The organism is Mycobacterium attenuatum (assembly GCF_900566085.1).
In the GTDB taxonomy this organism is placed as follows: domain Bacteria; phylum Actinomycetota; class Actinomycetes; order Mycobacteriales; family Mycobacteriaceae; genus Mycobacterium; species Mycobacterium attenuatum.
Map to the genome: position 1 here is coordinate 1 of NZ_UPHT01000039.1, position 15894 is coordinate 15894.

Genomic DNA, 15894 nt, shown 5'->3' on the forward strand with positions numbered 1-15894 from the left:
CCCCGGCGACACGGGCAGGCTAAACACACCCCAAGCCCAAAAATAGCTACCGCTCAGCACTTTTCGTGGCTCAGCGCCCCCGAACCCCACCGGCGCGAAAAATCGAGGTTAGTGTTCATTGCCCAAAACACCGAACCGGTCGCCATGCACTTCCTGACCTGGGATTGGAGCTTGCCGACGGGAGTTGCTTACCTCCTCTCGGCCGTGTGCGGGGCCGCGATCGTCGTCCTGATCGGTGTCGCCCGCATGGTCCAGCTGGGCCGTGCCGCGAAATCGAAACGCCAATGATCCTCGAGCTGCCGGCCTCCGATGATGGCGACGTGCCGCTCACGATTGGTACGCGCGCCGAATAGCCTTTCGGCGCAGCTGTTTCGCCAACGCGATCCAAGAAATGCCGGCGGCAATGAACGCACAGGCCTGAGCGAGGCGAGTGCGGTGTGCAGGGTAGAAGATGCCAGCGACGTAGCGATCGATGAATCCGGTTGTGGGCAAAGGGTTCATTTCGGCGTGCGCGCGTGCCCACTGTTCCAGCGCGGTCAGCGGGCAGGGTAACGGTAACGCCACCACGCCGATGCCCCACAACACGGTTGGCACGTGCAACCACACGGTGCGAGGCCATCGCAACGCCAAGAATCCGCCGCTGGGCACATAGATCAGGTAGGCGAAGTGGGTAATCGCCGTGAACACAACCAGGACAACATACGGCTTTCTCATGGCAGGAGCGGGAGTACAACAGAGCGCATGCGCCCACGCTTCCGAAGATCCTCGCCAAAGTCCAGCAGGGATTGGAGTAACTCCACCGTTAGCGGCCGGTGCGCAGCCGGTAGCGCCGCTCGGCGTAGGCCAAGTCGTCACGCCATAGCCGCGCCGCGGCGTAGCGCATCAGGGGTGTGATGAGCGTTGCCACCCGCCGTGCCTGGGCGAATCCCCGGCGATCCGATTGAGCAATGGTGGCTTCGACCACGGCGGTGCGTGCGCGCCCGTCAGGTCCGAAACCGACTGGGGTGGCGTGGGTTTCGACGACGCTACCGACTCCTTCGCCTTCGATGATGCGCATGGCGACGGTGCGTGCGTCGGGGCAGGTGAACTTCGCCATGACTGGCACCCCGATGCGTCCCATCCGGAAAGGAGACCGAGACGAGGAAGCGATCGTCAGCCTTGCTGGGAGTGGCCAGCACCTCGAGCCGGGTGAAGGAGTAGGGATGAAACCACGCGCCGTGGCAGGCACCGACCAATCTGGTGACTGACGACAACGTCGCACCGCGTGGCCGGTCGGGAATGATCGGCTGGTCTAGCGCCGGTTCGCCGCCGACCGAGTCGAGACGGACCCAGACCAGTACTCCGTCGTCGTGACAGGGTACGGGTGCCCATCCGAATCGGCAGTCGTTGCCATCGAGGGCCTCGCCGAATTGTCCATCACGTCGTCTTGCAGCAAAGCGAATGCGTGCGACAGCTCGAGACTGGCGGCTGCGGATAGCGCCACATCGCTTGCGGGCGCTCCGCTCAACCAGCCCAGATACATGAATGTCGACCGTAAACACTTGCCGCCGTTGACAAATTGCACAAGCACATCCGCGCAGTCCGCCGGCAAGAGGTGTGCCAACTCGCCTGCGCATTGGGCGGCCACGAATCCGGCGACGTTGGCGAGCACAGTCCGGCGGATGCCTGCCCGCCAGGCGTCGAGGTCACCAATGCGGATTGGATCCGTAGGCGCTGGGCGTTGATACAGACGCTCCGGGGCCAACCGGGCGAGGTGATTCACCACCGCAGAATTACCCGATGCAGACGGTCTAAACCCGGCCCGACGGCGGTCATTTCAGCCGGGTAAGCCAAGTCGCCGAACAGCATCAAGAATGCGTCCGCGAAATCGTTGCCGGCTCGCTCGCTCATCGCCGCCCCCAGCGCTTTTTGAGGTCGCATCGCCGATGACGGCAGCGCAGTATCTAGCGATTATCCGACGCCGCTCCGCAAGATGCCGTGGAATCCCGGCCGGTGCCGGCCGATCGTGGTCTGGCCGGCAACCGTCGATCCGCGACCTTCCCATGACCGCGGCCGCCAAAAGCGCGGTGGCGCTTTGCTCGCCGTTGACAAGGACTTCGACGTGATCGCCCCAATTCTGGGCAGCCGCCACCCCTCGGGTCCCTCGAGGTTGGTGCAGGGCAGCACGGTCTGCGTGCTCGTCGCGGCAGCGACCCCGAGCACCGTGTGGCTGATGAAACCGGCGACATGCGGGCACGGTCGGCCGCACGGGGCCTTTGGGAGCAGGACGGCTAGAGGTGACTGTGATCGAGCCCGAGGGGCGAATACATGACGGCATCCGCCTTTGCAATTTTGTTTGGCGCCGCGACCCGCGGGTACTTCCCGGGACGGCTATCGGTTACATCTGCAAGGGAGGCGGCCATAGAGAGCCGTGCGAAAGCGCTCGGCCATGCGATCCACCCAATGTTGATTCCCTTTCCTCTCGGAGTGTTGGCTACTGCGGTGGTCTTCGACATCATCTATCTGGTTACTGACAGATCGGGGTTTTCCGTTGCCGCGGCGTATGCCATCGCCGCCGGAATCGTTGGCGGGCTAATAGCCGCGCCGTTCGGATGGATCGACTGGTTCCGAATTCCTGGCAATACCCGAGCCAAGCGCATAGGCCTGGTGCACGGACTGGGCAACGTGGTTGTGGTGTTGCTTTTCGCGGGCAGTTGGCTACTGCGCTGGCAGCCCGGCGGCTGGACACCCAGGCCGTGGGCGCTGGTCGGTAGCTTTGCCGCAGTCGTGTTGGCCGTCATCACCGGCTGGATGGGCGGAGAGTTGGTCGAGCGCCTCGGCGTCGGTGTTGACGAGGGCGCCCACACCGATGCACCGAGTTCATTGTCGGGTCAGCCGGCCGGCTCGCCACATGCTCGGTGACCGGCGCCAGCCGCGGGTGATCAGCGGATCCGGATGTGTTGGCTGAGCAGGCCGGTGCTGTGACCGTCAGTTCTGCCGCGCAGTCCGGCATCATACCAGCTCAGCCAGTATTTGCCGGGTGGGTGGTGGGGTTTTCGAAGTCGGCTGGGCTCCTCATAACGAGGGCCGGATAGCGTCGGTGTCGGCTGCGAACTCGCTCGACCCAGTCGCCGACAGCCAGCTTAATCGCAGTACCTGATTCCGGCAGGCGACGCCACCTGAAGCGACACCTCATTCCCTGTGGCGGCGATATCAACCCGACCGACATGGAACACGACTCGGCTCGACGGATCGGATGGACCGACTTTCGGGGAGCCACCATCTGCGTGACAAGATCAGGGGCATCATGAGCACCCCCACCGGATCTCGCCGCATTTTCTCCGGCGTGCAGCCAACGTCCGATTCGCTTCACCTGGGCAACGCGCTGGGCGCGGTCACCCAGTGGGTCGCGCTGCAAGACGACCACGACGCGTTCTTCTGCGTGGTCGACCTGCACGCAATCACCCTGCCGCAGGATCCGGAGGCGCTGCGCCGCCGGACCCTGATCACGGTCGCGCAATACCTGGCACTGGGCATCGATCCGGCGCGCGCCACCATCTTCGTGCAGAGTCACGTTCCGGCTCACAGTCAGTTGGCGTGGGTGCTGGGCTGCTTCACCGGTTTCGGTCAGGCGTCGCGGATGACCCAGTTCAAGGACAAGTCGAGTCGGCAGGGCGCCGAGTCCACCACCGTCGGATTGTTCACCTACCCGGTGTTGCAGGCCGCCGACGTGCTGGCCTATGACAGCGACCTGGTGCCGGTGGGGGAGGACCAGCGCCAGCATCTGGAGCTGGCGCGCGACATAGCGCAGCGGTTCAACAGCCGGTTCCCGGACACCTTTGTGGTTCCCGATGTGCTCATTCCGAAGATCACCGCCAAGATCTACGACCTGCAGGACCCGACGTCGAAGATGAGCAAGTCGGCCAGCGCCGACGCCGGGCTGATCAGCCTGCTCGATGATCCGGCGTTGTCGGCCAAGAAGATTCGCTCGGCGGTGACCGACAGTGAACGGGAGATTCGCTACGATACGGACGCCAAACCGGGTGTGTCGAATCTGCTGAGCATCCAGTCGGCGGTGACCGGGGTCGGCATCGACGCCCTGGTCGACGGCTATGCCGGCCGCGGTTACGGCGACCTGAAGAAAGACACGGCCGAGGCCGTCGTCGCCTACGTCAGCCCCATCAAGGCCCGGGTGGACGAGCTGACTGCCGACGTGGCCGAACTCGAGTCCGTGCTGCAGGCCGGAGCCGAGCGCGCCCATGATGTCGCCAGCAAAACCGTCCAGCGGGTCTATGAAAGGCTTGGTTTCCTACCGCAAAGGGGTAATCACCTGCCATGAGCGAGCCGGCCGAGCCTGGAATCCTCGATCGGCTGCGGGCCCGGTACAGGTGGTTCGACCATGCGGTGCGCGCCTACACACGGTTCAGCGAGCGCCGGGGCGGATTCTATGCGGCAGGCCTGACGTATTACACGATCTTCGCGTTGTTCCCGTTGCTGATGGTCGGTTTCGCCGTCGTCGGGTTCACGCTGTCGCGCAACGACAGGCTGCTGAACATGACCTACGATCGGATCCGGGCACTGGTTCCGGGCGCCTTCGGTCAGCAGCTGATCGACTTGGTGAACTCGGCGATCGACGCGCGGGCATCCGTCGGCGTCATCGGCCTGGCCACTGCGGCGTGGGCCGGGCTGGGCTGGATGTCGCATCTGCGGGTGGCGTTGAGCGAGATGTGGGCACATCCCGTCGAATTGGGGAACTACGTACGTAACAAGCTCTCTGACCTGGCGGCGATGGTCGGGACCTTCGTGGTGACCATGGCCACCATTGCGCTGACCGCGCTGGGCTACTTGCGGCCGATGGCTGCGGCGTTGAAATGGCTTGGAATACCGGAGCTTTCGGTGCTGGACTTGCTCTTCCGGGCGATCTCGGTGGTGCTGTCGGTGGTGGTGTCGTGGCTGCTGTTCACCTGGATGATCGCGCGGCTGCCGCGGCAGTCGGGGCGCTTCGTCACCTCGATGCGGGCCGGTTTGATCGCCGCCGTCGGGTTCGAGCTGTTCAAGCAGGTGGGTTCGATCTACCTGCGGACGGTCCTGCGAAGTCCGGCGGGCGCGACGTTCGGGCCGGTGCTGGGTTTGATGGTCTTCGCCTATGTCACCGCCTACCTCGTGCTGTTTTCCACTGCGTGGGCGGCCACCGACTCCGAGGAGGACCCGCGTGCCAAGCATGTGGACCCGCCGGGCCCCGCGATCATCCGGCCGCGAATACAGGTCAACGAGGGCCTTGCCGCGCGTCAGGCGCTGGTCGCGGTGGCCACCGGAGCCTTTGGGGCTCTGACGTTTTCACGATTACTGCGGCGGCGAACCCGCGGACCGGGTTGACGGCGACGGCTGCCAGTGGTTTCTGAGCCTGAAAGAACCTGGGGCAGCGGCTAATCCGGCACCAGCTGAGCTAGCCACCCCACGTGGCGGCTTCGGCCTGGTCGCGCGCCGTCAGCGGCCACATAGGTGCCCGCGGCGTCGCCCAGGTTGGCTTGCGCAATGTCCAGCAAGGCGTTGACCTGCGCAAAGGCCGCCACGAAACGGGCGTGGGCACTCTGGAAAGCCGCCGCGGACTGCCCGACGTGAAACGCCTGGGCCGCCGTCGCTGATTGCTCGGCCTGATCGATCCTGTGCCGCATCAACCCTGCAGTGGCGGCAAATACCGACTGGGGCGCGACCAGCTGTGGAATATGGCTCCAACATACTGATAACGGTTGTTCTCCGAGTGGTTTCGGGCTGCTCATCGTCGTCTCAATGACCGGATGCTGCAAGCGGTTTCGACTCCCAGGTCGCCGGCAGCATCGGCATCCGTGCACCACTGGCAAGCTCGCCGGCCGGCACATCCGCCAACCCCGACGGCTGCGTGACGGTCTCCTTGATGGCGGTGCCGGCAAACCCGGACAGGCCCGCGCCCTGGTCAGAAGCCACCACCGAACCTGGTTCCACAGCCGACACCAGTCTTGCTTCCGGAGCCCGGCTCGCCGCGGACCGCACGGGAGAAGACTCGCTTACCGCCGATGCCATCACCGCGGGCGCGGCAACGGGCACGGCGTCGGCCGTCTTGAGTTCGGCGTCAGCCGCGAGGTACTGAGTAATCCCGATCGGCAACGCCGTCGACAACGGAATCGCCGCCGCAGCCGGCAGCGCAAGCAGTGACCCGCCCAGCAGGAATGGCGATGCGATCAGCAGCAACGGCGGTCCCAGGATGAGCGCCAGGATCGCGAAGACTATCGCGTAGGTGAATATCAGCAGCGGCGTGATGAGCGCGATGACGATGGCATATGCCACGATGGCGAACAGGATCTCTAGTGATATCAGGATGATCTGGATCAATATCACAATGATGATCGGCAGTTCGCCCACTGTGGCGGCAATGCCCGGGATGGCAGCGGCTGCACCCAGGCCGGCATTGAGCAGTACCGGCGCCGGTGTGGTCTGAGGTGCCGACGCCAGCGCCGTGCCCGCAACGGCCTGATAGCCGCTCATCGTCGTGGCCGCCTGGACCCACATCCGCATGTAGTCGGCCTCGTTGAGGGCAATCGGAATCGTGTTGATGCCAAAGAAGTTCGTCCCCACCAACACCGCGTGCGTGGTGTGGTTGGCGGCCAGTTCGGCCAGCGTCGGCATGGCCGCCAGCGCGCTGGCATAGGCTCCGGCCGCGGCCTCGTGCTGGGCTGCCATCACCGCGCTGTCGGCACTGATCTGGGTCAGCCAGGCCAGGTACGGCGCGTGGGCGGCCGCGTAGCTCTCTGCACTCGGCCCTTGCCACGCTGCGGTGTGCACCACCGTTAGCGCGGCAGCGAGTTCTTCTGCGGCAGCAGCATATTCGGAACTCAGCGACGTCCACGACGCGGCGGCCGTCAACAGGGAAGCGGGACCGGGACCGGAACTGAGCAACGCTGAATGGACCTCTGGTGGCGAGGCAAACCAGATGGGTGCCGTCATGCCAGGCCGCCCGAAATCCCGTACGCGCACGCAGCCACGGCATCACCGGCGGCATAGCCGATACCGGACTCGCCGAGAGCGGCACCGGAGCGCCCGAGCTCTTCGACGCCGCCGGCCGCAACCGTGGCATGAATGTCGCCCTGGACGCTGAACCCGGCCGCCGTCGCCACCGAGACCGGGTCGGCTGCCGGGGGCACCACCGCCGTGATCAGCGGTGCGGCGCCGGCGTGCGCGGCCGTGAGCCGCGCGGTGAGCGCCTCGACCGCGGCGCTGGCGGCTGCCAGACCTTCGGGAACGACTCGCAGCATTACCCTCGCACTCCTTCTGATCGCGTCTTGCCTCCTTGCTCGGTCCCGGTCTGGTCGAGCAACACCGGCGCCTATTGTGCATGCTTCGCAAGGGCCGCGCCATGCGAGATATACCGTAGGGAAACAGTTGCATAACGCAATGATCAGCCGGCGTTGGGTGTACACAACCGCTTCGCAGCTTCTCGACCGCTGCGGTGCGGGATGAACAGGATGAAGACGTGCCAGGCTAAGCGCCGCGTGCCATGGGTTTGCGGTGCAGCCGATCGTCAGAAGTCGATCCACTCGCCGTGGGCCATCACCGCGGCAACCCGCAGATCTCGGTCCAGCACAACGAGATCGGCGTCCAGGCCGGCCCGCAGACTGCCGATGCCCGCCAGCCCGAGAGCGCCGACCGGGGTCGTCGAGGTCATCTGCACCGCGGCGGCCAGCGCGTCGTCGTCCGGATCGGGTCCGGCCACGCCGCGAAACAACTCATCCATGGTGGCCGTGCTGCCGGCGATGGTCGACGTCCCGCGCACCCGCGCCACCCCGGACTCGACATCGATCGGCACCGAGCCCAGCCAGTATGCTCCGTCGCCGTATCCGGCGGCGGCCATCGCGTCGGTGATCAGGGCAACCCGGTCAGGGCCGGCGGCCGCGATCACCGCCCGTACCACGGCCGGGTGAACGTGGACGCCGTCGGCGATCAGTTCGACCGTCACCCGGGGATCCGCCAGCAAGGCCAGCGCGGGCCCGGGTGCGCGATGGTCCAGCGGCGGCATCGCGTTGAACAGGTGGGTGCCCACCGTGGCGCCGAGTTCGACGGCATGGCGGGTCTGCTCGTACGTGGCATCCGAATGGCCCACAGCCACAACAACGTTCGCATCCAGGAGGCGACGGATCGCCCGGTCGGCGCCGGGCAGCTCGGGAGCCAGTGTCACCATTCGGATGGTGCCGTCGGCGGCGGCCAGCACCGCCTCGATCTCGGCGGGGTCCGGGGCGCGCAGCTGCGTGGGATCATGTGCGCCGCAGCGCGCTCGACTCAGCCACGGTCCTTCCAGATGGATGCCGGCGACGGCGCCCAACCGGGTCGCTTGGGCGGCACGAGTCACGGCATCGAGCAAGGCTGCCGGCGCCGCGGTGACCAGGCTGGCCAGCATGGTCGTGGTGCCGTGGCGCGCGTGAAACCTCGCCGCCCGGCCGATGTCGCCGTCGGTGACCGATGCGCCGCCGCCGCCGTGCACGTGCATGTCGACAAAGCCGGGCACCAGCAGGGCGTCGGGGAAATCGACGTCGGGCGGCTGCGCCGGCCGGCCGGCGCCGCAGGCCGAAATCGTTGGGCCGGCTGTCTGCACCCAGCCCGGCCGGCACACCTGCCCGTCGATGACGGCGGCGCCGGCGTGGATCAGGCTCACCGAGTTTCCGGGGCTGGGGACGGTTCGGTAGGCCAGTGACCGCCGTTCTCCCAGTACCGCTGGATCTCCTCGAGCTCGCGGCCCTTGGTCTCCGGCGCATACCCGAGGACCACCACGAAGGAGATCACAGCCAGCGCCCCGAAGAGCGCGAAAACGGCTGCGCCGCCGAGCCAATGCAGCATGGTGAGAAAGAACGCGGCGACGATCGCGTTGCCCGTCAGGGTCGAGGTGAGCATCACGCTCGACCCCATTGACCGCAGCCGGGAGGGAAAGCTTTCGCCGGCATACACCCACACCAGCGAGCCGAACCCGAAGTTGAAACCGACGATGAACAGCAGCACGCCGCCGAATCCGCCGATCAATCCGCTGCCGGCACTATGGCTGAATGTCACGACCAGCAGGCCGTCGGCGGCGATCATCATCGCGATGCCCGACAGTAGGATTGGGCGCCGGCCCCACCGGTCGACCGAAAACAGCGAAACGAACACCGCCGACAATCCGGCCAGCTGCACCAGCGCGGGCAGCCCCAACAACGCGAAATCACCCGTGAAACCCATGGCGGCAAAGATCCGCGGGCTGTAGTAGATGATCGCGTTGATCCCGGTGATCTGGACCAGAAAGCCGAGGGTGACGACGAACACGGTGGCGCGCCGATAGGGTTGGCGCAGCATCTCGGACACCCGGCCGCGGCCTTCGCCGAGGGCGCCGGCCATGTCGGCCAGCTGGGTATCGACGTCGGCCTCGGGTTCAACGCGCAGCAGCGCTCGTCGCGCGTCGTCGGCGCGGCCCTTGAGCAGGTACCAGCGAGCGGTGTCGGGCAGGCGCATCAGCAATGGCAGCAGCAGTGTCGCGGGCACCGCAGCGAGCCCCAGGATCCACCGCCAGCTGTGCGAGCCGGCCAGCAGATAACCCACCAGGTAGCCCAGAATGATGCCGCTGAGAATGGCCACCTGATACGCGGTCAGCAACGAACCGCGCACCGCCGTGGGTGCGGATTCGGCCACGTACACCGGAACCACCACCACCGCCACACCGATGGCCACCCCCAACAACAGGCGCGCGACCAGCAGCATGGGCAAGGAGACGGCCGACGCGCCGAGCAGCGCGAACACCGCGAAGCCGGCGGTGAGCAGCACCGTCGACTTCTTGCGCCCGATCGCATTGGCCAGCACGCCGGCCCCCAGCGCCCCGATGATCTGGCCGATCACCACGGTCGTGGTCAGCAGCTCCTGCTGGCGTGTGGTGAGACCGAACTCCTCGGTGACGAACAGCAGCGCTCCGGCGATGCTGGACAGGTCGTAGCCGTAGATGAGGCCGACGCTGGCCGCGGTGAGCCCGACCAGTATTCCCCGCTGCACGGACAGCTCAGCTGGCCGGTATCCGGGACTTGAGCAGACCGATGACGCGGTCGGGATCCTCGGGGGTGATACAGGGTTTGACCCGACTGCCCACATCGAGGACCAGCAGCGTGTTCTTGCTGCCCCGCTTCAGGTCCAGCGGGAACCAGTAGCGCGGGTCCGTCGCGCCCCACAATCGGCCCTTGCCGGACGCCCAGCCCATCTGTTCGGTCGTGACGTCCTTGACGTCGCGGTAGGGGATTCGCTTCGACCCAGCAAAGGGGAAGTAGTAGCGACGGATGGTGATTCCGTCGTCGTCCAGCAGCAGGCCGGCGTCCTCGTACAGGGCAGTCATCCCGCAGAGTCTAGTGCTGAGCGCGGCTGTTCATCGACCTTGCGACCAGGATCAACCCGAACACGACGACGGCGCCGAGCACCGCCACCCCCACCCGCACCGGCAAAGCCTCGGCATCCGACATGAGGCCGGCCGCTTGGGAGGCATCCGGCTGGCGATTGGCCGGTTTGTCCTTGCCCGACGCCAGCGCGGGGTCGGGTTCGATCAGCGAGCCGACCTGGGTGCCCGCAGGCGTGCTGAAGCCGTAGTCCAGCAGGTGGGCGGCTTGTTCCCACGGCGCGATCGGCTGCCGGGTGCCGTGCAGCAGCACCGCCATCAGCCGGCGGCCGTTGCGGTTGGCGGCGCCGACGAAGGTCTGCCCGGCGTCGTCGGTGTAACCGGTCTTGCCGCCCAGGGCACCCGGGTAGTGGTAGAGCAGCTGGTTGTCGTTTTCCAGTTCGTAGCCGGGATGGTCGCCGTGGCCGGGGAAGTCGTAGCTGCGGGTGGCGACGATGTCGGCGAAAGTAGGGTTGCGCCAGGCGTACCGGTAGAACAGGCCGATGTCGTAGGCCGAGGTGCTCATCCCGGGCCCGTCCAGCCCGGACGGCGTCGCCACCCGGGTGTCGCGCCCGCCCAGCTTGGCGGCCAGCACGTTGATCTTTTCCAGGGCCATCTGCATGCCGCCGAGTTGCCTGGCCAGCGCGTGCGCGGCGTCGTTTCCCGAATGCATCAGCAGGCCGTGCAGCAGCTGGTTGACGGTGTAGGTGCCGCCGGCGTCGACGCCGACCTTGGTGCCCTCGGCGGCCGCGTCATCGTCGGTTCCGGCGACCGACTTGTTGAGGTTCAGCTCGTTGATCGCCGCCATGGCGACCAGCACCTTGATGATGCTGGCCGGGCGGTGCCGGCCGTGGGGATCGCGGGCGGCGATGACCGCACCGCTGTCCAGGTCGGCCACCAGCCACGCCTCGGCGGACACGTCGCCGGGCACTGGCGGGGTGTCCGGTGCGGTGATGATGCCGCAGCCGGCCAGCGCGTTGCCGCCCACCGGCGTCGGGGGCACCGCCAGCGGCAGCGGCGGATCACCGGCGGTGGGGACTTCCGAGGAATCCACCGCGGGCGGGGTGGACACCTTGTACGGGCAATTTCCGGCGCTGTTTGCCTCGGCGTTGGGTTCGGCTTGCGCGGTCGGTACGGCGGCCGGTCCGACTGCCAGGAATACGGCTGCGACCAGGCACGATGCGGCGCGTAAGAAGTACATCGCTGTGCAGATTAGGCGATGGTCCGGCGGATCGCCGGACGCCGCGCTGTGACTAATGAGGCGGAAGTTAAAAAATACTATTTGACAGTGTCATTTATATGGATAACACTGTCAAATAATCATGCCGTCACTGCTCACGTTGCCCGAATTCGCCGCGCTGGCCGCCACGGCCGTGCGGGCGTCGGGCGCGGCGCCGGAAAACCGCCAGGCCAAGGCCATGCCGGCGGAGCGGATGATTCGCTACTACACCGCGCGCGGTTTGCTGCCGCGCCCCGGAACCCGCGGACGTGCGCTGACCTACGGACGAACCCACCTGCTGCGCCTGGTCGCCATCAAGCGGCTGCAGGGCAAGGGTTTGTCGCTCGAGGAGATCGGTGCGCGCTTGACCTCGATGTCGGCGGCGGAGCTGACGTCGCTGGCCGCGATTCCGCCCGGCGTCATACCGGCCGACCTCGGAGATCTCGAGCCCGCCCCGGAAATGTCGCGGGCCGCCGGCCGCTTCTGGTGTGCCGTGCCGGAGGCTGCCCCGGCGCCCGCCGCCGACCCGGCCCCGGCGCCGAACACGGCCCCGGCGCCGGCCGCCCGCCTTCAGGCCGTCCGGCTCTCCGACACCGTCACGGTGCTCGTCGATGGCCCACTGCCGGCCCTCGACACCTTGCGGCAGGCCGCCACGCCGTTGCTGGAGCTGCTCGCCGCTACCCAGGCCGCTACCCGAAAGGACTCTCGATGAGCACCACCTTGCTGCCCCTGATCCCCGTCGCTGCCGCACCCACCGGACGCGGCGAGCTGACCTCCGCGGATGGGCGGCGGCTGCCGCTGAAGGCGATCAGCGTGGACACCGTCGTCGTCGGGATGACCGCGACCTCGACCGTGCGCCAGCGTTTCGTCAACTCCGGCGAAACCAGCGTCGAAGCGACCTACGTGTTTCCGTTGCCGGCTCGCGCTGGTGTCACCGATTTCGCGGCATCGCTGGCCGGGCGGCGGGTGATCGGAGTCCTCAAAGAGCGCGCCCAGGCCCGCACGGACTACGAGCAGGCCCTGGCCGCGGGCCAGCGGGCCGCGATCGTCGAGGAGGACCGCTCCGATGTGTTCTCGGTGCGGGTGGGCAATCTCGGGCCGGGTGAGGAAGCCACCATCGAACTGCGGCTGACCGGCCCGCTGGCATTCGAGGACGGCGAGGCCACCTTCCGCTTCCCGCTCGTGGTGGCCCATCGCTACACCACCGGAACCCCGGTGCCCGGCGACCAGACGGGTCCAGGAGTGGCGCGCGACACCGATATGGTGCCTGACGCGTCACGGGTCACGCCACCACGGCTGGCTGACTGCGACGAGCGACCCGACCTGCACATCTCGGTCACCGTCGATGGCGCCGGCCTGCCCGTTTCGGACCTGCGTAGTTCACTTCCCACCGCCGTGCTCGAAGACTCGGCCGACGGGCCGACCCGGCTGCGAGTGGAGCCGGGCACTCGGGCTGACCGTGATTTCGTGCTGCGCTTCCGCCTCGACCGCGGCGCGCTGTCATCGTCGGCGCTGCTGGTTCCGGATGCCGACGGTGATGAAGGCACCTGGTCGGTCACCCTGGTGCCACCGGCCGAGCCGTCCAGCGCGCCACGCGATGTGGTTGTGGTTCTGGATCGTTCGGGGTCGATGGGCGGCTGGAAGATGGTCGCCGCGCGCCGAGCGGCAGGGCGCATCGTGGACATGCTCGACACCGTCGACCGGTTCTGTGTGCTGGCTTTCGACGACCGCATCGACGTGCCCACCGATATGGCGCCGGGGCTGGTTGCGGGCTCCGACCAGAACCGGTTCGCCGCGGCGTCGTGGCTGGGCTCATTGCGCAGCCGAGGCGGCACGGAGATGGCCGAGCCGTTGCGCAGGGCCGTGCAGATGCTCGCCGGCTCCGAGGAAGGCCGGCAGGCCAGCGTGGTCCTGGTGACCGACGGCCAGATCACCGGCGAGGACCACTTGCTGCGGTCCCTGGCCCCGTCGCTGGGGCGCATCCGGATCTACTGCGTGGGCATCGACCGTGCCGTCAACGCCGGCTTTCTGGACCGGCTGGCCCGGCTGGGCCGCGGCCGCGCCGAGCTGGTGGAGTCAGAAGCCCGCCTGGACGAGGCGATGTCCCGGCTGGCCCGGACCATTGGACGTCCGGCGCTCACCTCGGTGCGGGTGCGCGCCGAGGGTCTCGAGATCGTCGAGGGCAGCACCACGCCCAGCCGGGTACCCGACGCCTTCGCCGGCGTGCCCTGCGTGGTCTCCGGGCGCTATCGTGGCCCGGTTACCGAGGTGACGCTGCGCGTCGAGGCCGACGCCGCCGACGGCCCGCTCCGGGCGGCTCTACCCGCCCGGGTTGCATCGGAAGCTTTTGCGGTGCAGACGATTTGGGCCCGCTCGGTAGTGCGTGACCTGGAGGACGACTACGCGTCGGGCCGCGACTCGCAGGAGCTGGCGGCGCGTCTGGTCGCGCACTCGATCCGGTTCGGAGTGCTGTCGAGGTTCACCGCGTTCGTGGCCATTGATCCCGAGCGCACCGAGGCCGGCCCGCTCACCGAAGTGGTCCAGCCGGTCGAGGAGCCGTCGGGATGGGTCGGAACGGCGGTGGGGTTCCTGCCGGCTCCGGCGGCGGCTGCCGCGCGCGGCGTCGGCGCGATGGCTAGCGCCGTACCGCTTGGCGGTGCACCGGCCGCGCCCAAACGCGCCCTCAAGGAATTGCTCAAGCTCCTAGACAAGGGACTGGCCGGCGCCGACGATTCCGGACTCGACGAGGTCTGTGCCGAACTGATCGCTCATCGCGACGCGGCGACCCAACCCCAGCTGACGGCGGCGCTGACGATGCTGTGCGACGCACTGACCAGGTACCTGTGCAGCCCGACCGAGGAGGGGGCGCTGCAGGTGCGCGAGGCGGTCGGGGCGGTCAGGAAGGTGCTGCCCAAGCGGCGCTTCTGGGTTTAATCGCGTGCTTTGCTGAGTACGGCGTGCAGGGTGGCTTCGATGGTGTCGAATTCGGCCTGACTGCTGATCAGCGGTGGCGCCACCTGGATTACCGGATCGCCCCGGTCGTCGGTGCGGCAATACAGCCCGGCCTCGAACAGCGCGGCGGACACCCGGCCCAGCAGCGATCGGCGTTCCTCGCCGGTGAAGGTTTGCTTGGTGGCCCGGTCTTTGACCAGTTCGATGCTGAAGAAGAATCCTTCGCCGCGTACGTCGCCGACGATCGGCAGGTCGTAGAGCTTCTCGAGGGTGGTGCGCAGCAGCGGGGAGTGCTGCTTGACGCGGTCGTTGAGCCCCTCGCGTTCGAAGATGTCGAGGTTGGCCAGCGCGACGGCCGTCGACACCGGATGTCCGCCGAAGGTGTAGCCGTGCGCGAACATCGTCGTGGCGTCGTTGAACGGCTCGAAGACCCGGTCGCTGGCGATCATCGCACCCAGTGGCGAGTAGCCCGACGTGAGCCCCTTGGCGCAGGTGATCAGGTCGGGCACGTAGCCGAAGTCGTCACAGGCGAACATCGACCCGATCCGTCCGAACGCGCAGATCACCTCGTCGGAGACCAGCAGCACGTCGTAGGAGTCGCAGATCTCGCGGACCCGCTGGAAATAGCCCGGCGGCGGCGGGATGGAACCGCCGGCGTTCTGCACGGGTTCCAGGAACACCGCGGCCACGGTGTCGGGCCCTTCGAACTCGATGGCCTCGGCGATCCGGTCGGCGGCCCACTGGCCGAACTTATTGATGTCGGTGTCAAACGGCCCCGGCGCGCGGTAGAAGTTCGTGTTGGGCACCCGGAACCCGCCCGGGGTGACCGGCTCGAAGGGTGCCTTGTACGCCGGCAGGCCGGTGATGGCCAGCGCGCCCTGGGTGGTGCCGTGGTAGGCGGTCGCCCGCGAAATGACCTTGTGCTTGCCCGGTTTTCCGGTGAGCTTGAAGTACTGTTTGGCGACTTTCCAGGCCGTTTCGACGGCCTCGGTGCCGCCGCTGGTGAAGAACACCCGGTTCAGGTCCCCGGGCGCATAGCGGGCGAGCCGCTCGGCAAGCTCGATCGCCGGCGGGGTGGCATATCCCCACAGCGGGAAGTACGACAGCGTGCCCGCCTGGCGCGCGGCGGCCTCGGCGAGCTCGCCACGGCCGTGACCGACCTGGACCACGAACAGCCCGGACAGCGCGTCGAGGTAGCTCTTGCCGCGGTCGTCGTAGATGGTGACGCCGTCGCCGCGGGTGATGACCGGCGGTGTGATCCCCGCGCCGTGGCGGGCGAAATGTAGCCAGAGGTTGCTCGTCATTTGTTGGCGAGCGTAGCGGTTAAGCTCGA

General features: G+C 67.3%; 16 protein-coding genes and 2 pseudogenes. 6 read left to right on the forward strand and 12 right to left on the reverse strand.

Features of this window, described 5'->3' with window-relative positions:
* Window positions 1–111 precede the first annotated feature (111 nt).
* Window positions 112–288: a LapA family protein gene (locus EET13_RS31220; RefSeq protein WP_244604933.1), complete on the forward strand. Its 177-nt coding sequence runs from the start codon at window positions 112–114 to the stop codon at window positions 286–288.
* A 39-nt stretch (window positions 289–327) separates the two neighbouring features.
* On the opposite strand, the gene EET13_RS05955 is transcribed toward EET13_RS31220, so the two are convergent.
* The 4 genes and pseudogenes from EET13_RS05955 to EET13_RS32230 form a co-directional block, all read right to left on the reverse strand.
* Entirely contained in the window at window positions 328–714 is a 387-nt protein-coding gene (locus EET13_RS05955; protein ID WP_122441422.1) for a DUF2784 domain-containing protein, read from the reverse strand.
* Window positions 715–802: 88 nt separating this feature from the next.
* Window positions 803–1406 (reverse strand): annotated as a pseudogene (locus tag EET13_RS05960) (DUF5914 domain-containing protein); the annotation flags it as partial.
* A pseudogene (locus EET13_RS05965) lies at window positions 1406–1744 on the reverse strand (polyprenyl synthetase family protein); the annotation flags it as partial. The pseudogenes EET13_RS05965 and EET13_RS05960, both read right to left, overlap by 1 nt.
* Window positions 1745–1758: 14 nt before the next feature.
* Complete coding sequence (locus EET13_RS32230) at window positions 1759–1890, reverse strand: hypothetical protein (protein ID WP_280177865.1); 132 nt, start codon at window positions 1888–1890, stop codon at window positions 1759–1761.
* Between the two features lie 510 nt (window positions 1891–2400).
* Between EET13_RS32230 and EET13_RS05975 the strand changes: the two genes are divergently transcribed.
* From EET13_RS05975 to yhjD, 3 genes are all read left to right on the forward strand, one after another.
* Window positions 2401–2901, forward strand: a complete 501-nt coding sequence (locus EET13_RS05975; protein WP_122441438.1) for a DUF2231 domain-containing protein — start codon at window positions 2401–2403, stop codon at window positions 2899–2901.
* Window positions 2902–3286: 385 nt separating this feature from the next.
* Window positions 3287–4318 carry a tryptophan--tRNA ligase gene (gene trpS, locus EET13_RS05980; RefSeq protein ID WP_122441439.1) on the forward strand — a complete coding sequence of 344 codons (1032 nt, stop codon included), beginning with the start codon at window positions 3287–3289 and terminating at the stop codon, window positions 4316–4318.
* Window positions 4315–5355, forward strand: coding sequence for an inner membrane protein YhjD (gene yhjD, locus EET13_RS05985; protein WP_122441425.1), 1041 nt, complete (start codon window positions 4315–4317; stop codon window positions 5353–5355). The genes trpS and yhjD overlap by 4 nt, the downstream gene beginning before the upstream one ends.
* A 50-nt stretch (window positions 5356–5405) precedes the next feature.
* On the opposite strand, the gene EET13_RS05990 is transcribed toward yhjD, so the two are convergent.
* The 7 genes from EET13_RS05990 to dacB1 form a co-directional block, all read right to left on the reverse strand.
* Window positions 5406–5759, reverse strand: coding sequence for a WXG100 family type VII secretion target (locus EET13_RS05990; protein ID WP_122441426.1), 354 nt, complete (start codon window positions 5757–5759; stop codon window positions 5406–5408).
* A 7-nt stretch (window positions 5760–5766) separates the two neighbouring features.
* Window positions 5767–6960, reverse strand: coding sequence for a PPE family protein (locus EET13_RS05995; protein WP_122441427.1), 1194 nt, complete (start codon window positions 6958–6960; stop codon window positions 5767–5769).
* Window positions 6957–7268, reverse strand: coding sequence for a PE family protein (locus EET13_RS06000; protein WP_023371318.1), 312 nt, complete (start codon window positions 7266–7268; stop codon window positions 6957–6959). The genes EET13_RS05995 and EET13_RS06000 overlap by 4 nt, the downstream gene beginning before the upstream one ends.
* Before the next feature lie 266 nt (window positions 7269–7534).
* Window positions 7535–8662, reverse strand: coding sequence for an N-acetylglucosamine-6-phosphate deacetylase (gene nagA / locus EET13_RS06005; protein WP_023371320.1), 1128 nt, complete (start codon window positions 8660–8662; stop codon window positions 7535–7537).
* Window positions 8659–10020, reverse strand: coding sequence for a sugar porter family MFS transporter (locus EET13_RS06010; RefSeq protein WP_023371322.1), 1362 nt, complete (start codon window positions 10018–10020; stop codon window positions 8659–8661). Before EET13_RS06010 ends, nagA begins: the two co-directional genes overlap by 4 nt.
* A gap of 7 nt (window positions 10021–10027) precedes the next feature.
* Entirely contained in the window at window positions 10028–10354 is a 327-nt protein-coding gene (locus EET13_RS06015; RefSeq protein ID WP_023371324.1) for a PH domain-containing protein, read from the reverse strand.
* Between the two features lie 10 nt (window positions 10355–10364).
* On the reverse strand, window positions 10365–11591 hold the full coding sequence (gene dacB1 / locus EET13_RS06020) for a D-alanyl-D-alanine carboxypeptidase DacB1 (protein ID WP_023371326.1): 1227 nt from the start codon (window positions 11589–11591) through the stop codon (window positions 10365–10367).
* 121 nt (window positions 11592–11712) lie between these two features.
* Here dacB1 and EET13_RS06025 point away from each other — a divergent pair, with 121 nt between their 5' ends.
* Window positions 11713–12321, forward strand: a complete 609-nt coding sequence (locus EET13_RS06025) for a MerR family transcriptional regulator (RefSeq protein ID WP_023371328.1) — start codon at window positions 11713–11715, stop codon at window positions 12319–12321.
* On the forward strand, window positions 12318–14543 hold the full coding sequence (locus tag EET13_RS06030; protein WP_122441428.1) for a VIT domain-containing protein: 2226 nt from the start codon (window positions 12318–12320) through the stop codon (window positions 14541–14543). Before EET13_RS06025 ends, EET13_RS06030 begins: the two co-directional genes overlap by 4 nt.
* Here the strand turns inward: EET13_RS06030 and EET13_RS06035 are convergent.
* Window positions 14540–15865 carry an aspartate aminotransferase family protein gene (locus EET13_RS06035; protein ID WP_122441429.1) on the reverse strand — a complete coding sequence of 442 codons (1326 nt, stop codon included), beginning with the start codon at window positions 15863–15865 and terminating at the stop codon, window positions 14540–14542. The genes EET13_RS06030 and EET13_RS06035 overlap by 4 nt on opposite strands.
* Between the last annotated feature and the right edge of the window lie 29 nt (window positions 15866–15894).